Raw genomic sequence first — 7045 nt, 5'->3', positions numbered from 1 at the left:
GAAAAATGGTATCAATTAAAACCTGAAATATTCAAGATAACACCCAATCAATTTAAAAATAATATCCTAAATTTGAATCTAAATTAAAATCAACTCTCATCAATAACGTTGTGAAACTTTACAGATAACATTTAATTGTTGGATGTTTAAAATTCCAATTGGTAAACAGCATCAAGATCTTTGTTACTAGAGAAGTTCACCTGTAAATCTTTTACAATTCCAGAATCTAAACCGTAAACCCAACCATGTAAACTTAGGTCATTGCCGTTTCTCCAAGCGCCCTGAACGATAGATGTTTTTGCTAAGTCAAATACTTGTTCTTTTACATTGATTTCTACAAATGCATCAAATCGTTGTTTTTCATCCACAATTGAATCCAGGTAATTGTGGTGTAAACGATACACATCTTTGATATGTCGAATCCAATTGTCAATAATTCCGATAGAATCGTTTCCTAGAGCTGCTTTAACCCCACCGCATCCGTAATGTCCGCAAACTATAACGTGTTTTACTTTCAATACATTTACGGCATAATCCAAAACACTCAGCATATTCATATCCGAATGCACGACCATATTAGCGATATTTCGGTGAACGAAAACTTCCCCAGGTTGAGCACCGATAACTTCATTTGCAGGAACTCTACTGTCCGAACATCCAATCCACAAAAGTGGTGGCGATTGTCCTTTAGACAATCTTTCAAAATACTCGGGATCTTCGTTAATTTTTGAAGCGACCCAATTTTTGTTTCCTTCAATTATTTTTTGATAAAAATCACTCATCGTTCTTTTATTTAAAATATTAGAAATTATATAAACTTGATTTTAATTATTCTTGCTCTTTTCTTTTCTCTTCTAAAAGAGTAATACATTGATTGTAATCGTTTTTTGCTTGTTATCGGGTTTGTGATTCTTCAAAACTTTCGAAAAAAACGTGGTTACTATCATCGTTGATGTCGTCTAAATCATAAACGGTTTTAAAACCTTTTAATTTTACTTTTATATTATCTTCAACGGCCCTTATTGTGGCAAATTCTTGAATCAAATCCAAAACATCGTGTGCGATGTATACGGTATCCGAGGCATTTATTACCACTCTGGAATTTTCTGGAATTTCTGAAAGCGTCGATTTAATTGCAGCTTTGTTCAAAAAAGAAACTTCCTGAGCCAGATCAATTCGGATCACATCACCGTCCTCAAACTTTTCTTTGTGAAAGCGATACGCTCTTTTCAAATTTCCTCGGAGGATAAAGATAATACTGATAATGATTCCCAAAGCAACTCCTTTTAATAAATCGGTAAAAACTACAGCTAATGTTGTTGCAAAAAATGGGAAATATAAATATTGGTTACGAGTGATTGACTTTTTAAATTCGATATTTTTCTGGAATTTATACACACAATATACTAAAATCAGAAGGGAAATAACACAAAAAACAATAACAGCGGTTCCAGGCTTTTGAGTAGCATCTAAAGCAACTTTGATGGCTACAAAAGAAATAATTAATAAATTGACTTCTTTAGGCATGAACGAGGCAAAATGTTTGATATTGGGCACTGCTAACTTATAACCAACCATCAAAAGTACAGCGGCTAAGGTGGCTAAAGGAATTTTGTTCAATAAAAAGGGAATGGCTAAAACGCTTACCAGTAACAATACACCATGAAAAATAGCTGACATTTTAGATTTAGCACCTGCAATGTTATTGGCAGAAGTTCGAACCACAACAGAAGTCATTGGCAATCCACCAAGAAGAGCACTAAGCATGTTTCCAATACCTTGTGCTTTTAATTCCACATTGGTATCGGTATATCGTTTTTGAATATCCATTCTGTCCGCAGCTTCAATACATAGTAGCGTTTCGATAGAGGCTACAATAGCAATTGTTATACCTACAATCCAAACTTTAGTATTTAAAAATCCATTAAAGTCTGGTAAAACAATGATATTTTTAAAATCTTCTATGCTGGAAGGAACTGGTAACGAAACCAAATGCTCCTTAGTTAAAAATAACCTACTACCAGAAACTCTAAAAAATTCGTTTAACAGAATTCCTACAACCACTGCTACTAACGCTCCAGGAAGTAACTTTAAACGTTTCAGGAAACTTATTTTATCCCATGATATCAGTATTCCTAAAGAAACAATTGTAACTAATACAGAGCCTAATTGAATATAATCAAGAGCTCCAAAGAGGTACGAAAATGTATTTGAACCATCACTTTGTTCAAAACTTAAATTGCCTTCAAAGTCGTCGTCATAACCTATTGCATGTGGAATTTGTTTTAGAATGATAATAACCCCAATACCGGCTAGCATACCCTCAATTACATTGGTTGGAAAATAATTGGATATACTTCCCGCTTTTAAAAATCCTAGAATTAATTGAATAATACCAGCTATTAAAACGGCTGTAAGAAAAATATTAAATGCACCTAAATCAGTAATAGCAGTAAGTACGATTGCAGTTAAACCTGCGGCAGGACCAGAAACACTTAGATGTGATTTACTAAAAAAACCAACTACTATACCTCCTACAATTCCGGCAATTATTCCAGAGAGCGGTGGAGCACCAGAGGCTAAAGCTATTCCTAAACACAGTGGCAAAGCCACCAAAAAAACCACTAAACCAGCAGGTAAATCTGATTTAAGGTTGGCAAAAAGACTTGTGTTTTTTGTCATTTCCTAAATAATTATATAAAATAGTTGCTCTTCGTTGTTGGCAACAAAGATTTAAATGTCAGTAAACTGACCTATAGAATAAAATTATGCGTTGGGTGGAGGTGAAAAAATGGATGGAGAAAGGTTATCGTGTTTCAGTTGGTTATCTGAAATGATAATTGATGGAGTTAAATTAGCTAATCTGAATAAGTTTACATTAACGATTACTGTTTTCGTTTCTTTTACTGCTTTATGCGAAAGCTCTTCTTCTGCCAAATTAGAGAAGCAGGATGTATCGCAGGAACTTTTGATTACACTTACAATTGTAGGGGTAGCTAAAAAGGATACGAAAAGAATTAAAAGTAGACAGGCAGCTGTTCTCATTGTTGCAAAAATAATATTTCCTTATTAACTACAACATTAAAACGCAGAAAAGATGAAATTTTTTTATAGAATTTTCTATTTTGCTGATAATGTCGTATTTCAATTATTTTTTCAAAACAAATGTTTCAATCAAAAAAATTTTAAGTTGCATTTAAAGCCGGAAGTGTAAATCAAAAAAAAAGTCAGTTAAAATAAACTGACTTTTTTTAATATGTACTATTTTATTATTTATCTAATTCAGCTTGAAGTGCTTTGGCTTTTTCTTTCATTTCAAGCGCTTTATAGACGCTTAATAAAACTTCTTTAGCGTCTGTGTACTTATTGTCAGCATTTATTGTTTTTTCTAAAAGTACCATTGCATCTTTCAATAACCCAATTCTTTTTTCTTTTAAAACATCATATTTTTTATTTTCAGTTGCTGTTGTTCCCAACTTATTCATTTGATCCAATAATACCTGACCTTCATCCAAGCGAATCGCAGCTATATTATAGTATGCATAAGCATAATTAGGTTTTAATTCAATTGCTTTTAAATAATAAACTTCAGCATTTTTTGCGTCGTTGTTTTTATAACTTGTAACTCCTAAATTATAAAACAAGTCGGGGTTAGTAGGATCTTTTTCAATGACTTCTTTAACAGCCGCAGCATATTTGGTCATATCATTGGTTTTTAAATAAAGATCGGCTTCTGACATTATCAAAGTTACATCCTCAGGATTTATCTTTCGAGCTTCTTGAATAGCAAGAATAGCCTGGTCTTGTTTTCCTTGGTCTATTAAAATGAGCGCCATATTTTTGTAAATTTCACCTCTTTTGGAAGGTTCATTTACATCTTTAGGAGTGGTGTGAGTTCCAATTTTAACGGCTCTATCTCGGTCTTCTTTAGTTTCAAAAGGCTCTTCTTTATCGTTAATTTTACTCACGGCTAAATAATTTGTTTTTTCTCCTGAAAAATTTGAATCTTTCAAGATTTTATAATAATCATAAGCTAGAGCATATTCTTTGGCATTTATTGCATAACTAGCTGCGTAATACAGTTTTTCTTGATCCTTCTTATCTAATTCGTAAATTGAATATAAAACAGCTGAAGCATCTATAAACCTTTTTTGATCTGCTAAACTGATTACGTAAGACAATAAAGTAGGTTTATACATTACCGTCTTTTCTTGGATGTCTTTTGTAAAAACTGCTTTGCCTGATTTTTTCTCGTAGGCTAAAACTGCAACGGCGCTCTTGCTAAATGCAGCTATTTTTTCGGGTGTGAAAAATTTAAGTGCGGCCTGAGGGTTTATTTGATTTTCGGGCTTAGCCATCGCTTCGGTCATTTCTATAAAAGGAATTCCCGCTTTATAGAAATTTAAATACACTACATCCTCTTCATTTGATGCTGAAACTAGCGGTGTTGCTGCAGTAACAGCATCTTTATACTGCACTACATCTTTTGCTGAGAGTTTGTCTTTATCGTAAATCTTTTTTAAAGTCTTAAACTCGTCTTTTTGAGCAAAAGCGCCTATTGAAATTAATAGAGCAGTTGCCAATATACTATATTTTTTTTTCATCATTAAAAATTTAAATTAATATTTATTTTAATTGTTATTCCTCCGTATCAGAGGTTTCTTCAGATGAAGTTGTTTTATCTGAATTTTCAGCAGATGCGACTCCTTCAATAATTCCATCTTCTGTTTTCAATTCCACCTCGTCGTCCTTCATCACTTTCGTAACGGCGGCAATGGAATCATTTCCTTTGATGTTGATTAATTTCACACCTTGTGTGGCACGTCCCATTACTCTTAAATCTTCAACCGCCATTCGGATTGTTAATCCCGACTTGTTGATGATCATCAAATCATCGTTATCGGTAACTGCGTTTATGGATATCAAAGCTCCCGTTTTTTCAGTAATGTTCAAGGTTTTTACACCCTTACCACCACGATTGGTAATTCTGTAAACATCTTCGCCATCGTCGTCCACTAATTTGGTTCGTTTTCCATAACCTTTTTCGGTTACAACCAGAAGTTGGGTATCGTTTACGCTGTCTTTATTTACAGAAACCATACCAATTACTTCGTCTTTCTCGTCTTGAAGTGTAATTCCGCGAACTCCAGAAGCGGTTCTACCCATCGGACGGGTTTTACCTTCTTCAAATCGAACGAGTTTACCAGACTTCACGGCAACCAAAATCTGACTTTCGCCGTCAGTTAATTTTGCTTCCAATAATTCGTCGTCTTCGCGAATAGTTATTGCGGCAACTCCATTGATTCTTGGACGTGAATACTGTTCAAGCGATGTCTTTTTTACCTGACCTTGTTTGGTAACCATAATCACATAATGGCTGTTGATGTAATCCAAATCCTTTAAATCTTGGGTACAAATAAAAGCTTTTACTTTATCGTCACTTTCGATGTTAATTAAATTTTGGATAGCTCGACCTTTGCTGGTTTTGCTTCCTTCTGGAATTTCGTAAACACGCATCCAGAAACATTTTCCTTTTTGAGTAAAGAACATCATGTACTGGTGATTTGTAGCAACAAACATATGCTCTAAGAAATCTTGATCTCTCGTTCCCGCACTTTTTTGACCTACTCCACCTCTATTTTGTGTTTTGTATTCATTCAAGTTGGTTCGTTTGATATAACCGGCATGCGAAATGGTGATAATTACATTTTCATCTGCAATCAAATCTTCGATACTCACATCGCCACCAGCATATTCAATAACCGAACGACGTTCATCGCCATATTTATCTCGAATTTCGATTAACTCTTCTTTGATCAGATTGGTTCTTAAATTTACATCTGCTAATAAAGCTTTCAAATGTTCAATCAATTTCATCAATTCTTCGTACTCCGCTCTTAGCTTGTCTTGTTCCAGACCGGTCAATTGGCGCAAACGCATTTCAACAATAGCTCGTGCTTGAATATCAGACAATTGAAATCTTTCGATTAATTTTTCTCGTGCTTCTTCAGTGTTTTTAGATCCACGAATTAAAGCAATAACTTCGTCAATATTATCCGAAGCAATAATCAAACCTTCTAAAATATGTGCTCTTTCCTCTGCTTTTCGCAATTCAAATTGCGTTCTACGAACCACAACATCATGACGGTGTTCGATAAAGTAGAAAATCATGTCTTTGATATTCAACATCTGAGGTCGTCCTTTTACAAGAGCGATGTTGTTGACACTAAACGAAGATTGTAAAGCAGTAAATTTATATAAGGTATTTAAAACCACGTTTGGTGTTGCATCCCGTTTCAAAATGTAAACGATCCGCATTCCATTTCGATCCGACTCGTCCCGAATGTTGGCAATGCCTTCAATTTTTTTCTCGTTTACCAAATCAGCAGTACGCTTGATCATGTCGGCTTTATTGATTTGGTACGGAATTTCAGTAACAATAATGCACTCCCTTCCGTCCACTTCTTCGAAACCAACTTTGGCACGCATCACGATACGTCCTCGACCTGTTTTAAAAGCTTCACGAACACCATCATAACCATAAATCACACCGCCTGTAGGAAAGTCGGGAGCTTTGATGTGGTTCATCAATTCGTCAATTTCGATGTCGTTATTATCTAAATAAGCCAACGTACCATTGATGACCTCTGTAAGATTGTGAGGAGGCATATTGGTTGCCATACCTACTGCAATACCAGTGGCACCATTTATTAATAAAGTAGGAACACGCGTAGGCATTACTTTTGGTTCATACAACGTATCGTCAAAGTTCAGTTGAAAGTCAACCGTTTCTTTTTCAATATCGGCTAAGATTTCTTCCGAAATTTTTCGCATTCTAGCCTCCGTGTATCGCATTGCTGCCGGACTATCCCCGTCTACAGACCCAAAGTTACCTTGACCATCGACCAACAAATAACGCAAACTCCATTCTTGAGCCATACGTACCATTGCATCGTAAACCGATGTATCGCCGTGTGGATGGTACTTTCCTAAAACTTCTCCGACAATTCTGGCCGACTTTTTATGAGCAGATCTTGAAGTGACT

At 35.0% G+C, this 7045-nt stretch carries 5 protein-coding genes; 1 reads left to right on the top strand and 4 read right to left on the bottom strand.

Annotated features, from left to right (window positions below; genetic code table 11):
- Nucleotides 1–146 precede the first annotated feature (146 nt).
- Both can and ACIQ2X_RS12095 read right to left on the bottom strand, forming a co-directional pair.
- On the bottom strand, nt 147–782 hold the full coding sequence (can, locus tag ACIQ2X_RS12100; protein WP_396179174.1) for a carbonate dehydratase: 636 nt from the start codon (nt 780–782) through the stop codon (nt 147–149).
- A gap of 112 nt (nt 783–894) precedes the next feature.
- Complete coding sequence (locus ACIQ2X_RS12095; protein ID WP_396179173.1) at nt 895–2682, bottom strand: SulP family inorganic anion transporter; 1788 nt, start codon at nt 2680–2682, stop codon at nt 895–897.
- Between the two features lie 91 nt (nt 2683–2773).
- Between ACIQ2X_RS12095 and ACIQ2X_RS12090 the strand changes: the two genes are divergently transcribed.
- The gene (locus tag ACIQ2X_RS12090) at nt 2774–3073 is read left to right on the top strand and encodes a hypothetical protein (RefSeq protein WP_396179172.1); all 300 of its coding nucleotides are present in this window, start codon (nt 2774–2776) and stop codon (nt 3071–3073) included.
- Between the two features lie 196 nt (nt 3074–3269).
- Here the strand turns inward: ACIQ2X_RS12090 and ACIQ2X_RS12085 are convergent, their stop codons facing one another.
- Nucleotides 3270–4604 (bottom strand): tetratricopeptide repeat protein, encoded by a 1335-nt coding sequence (locus tag ACIQ2X_RS12085; protein WP_396179171.1) that lies wholly within the window; start codon nt 4602–4604, stop codon nt 3270–3272.
- Between the two features lie 34 nt (nt 4605–4638).
- Nucleotides 4639–7045, bottom strand: a 2407-nt coding sequence (gene gyrA / locus ACIQ2X_RS12080; RefSeq protein WP_396179170.1) for a DNA gyrase subunit A, incomplete at its 5' end; no start/stop codon positions are given.

The sequence above is a fragment of the Flavobacterium sp. genome (assembly GCF_044368625.1).
GTDB lineage: Bacteria > Bacteroidota > Bacteroidia > Flavobacteriales > Flavobacteriaceae > Flavobacterium.
Note: the sequence above shows the minus strand (reverse complement) of the source record. Positions and strands in the feature narration are given on the sequence as shown.

Coding starts and splice junctions, on each gene's coding strand:
- can (WP_396179174.1), bottom strand. CDS start 782: ATGAGTGATTTTTATCAAAAAATAATTGAAGGAAACAAAAATTGGGTC.
- ACIQ2X_RS12095 (WP_396179173.1), bottom strand. CDS start 2,682: ATGACAAAAAACACAAGTCTTTTTGCCAACCTTAAATCAGATTTACCT.
- ACIQ2X_RS12085 (WP_396179171.1), bottom strand. CDS start 4,604: ATGAAAAAAAAATATAGTATATTGGCAACTGCTCTATTAATTTCAATA.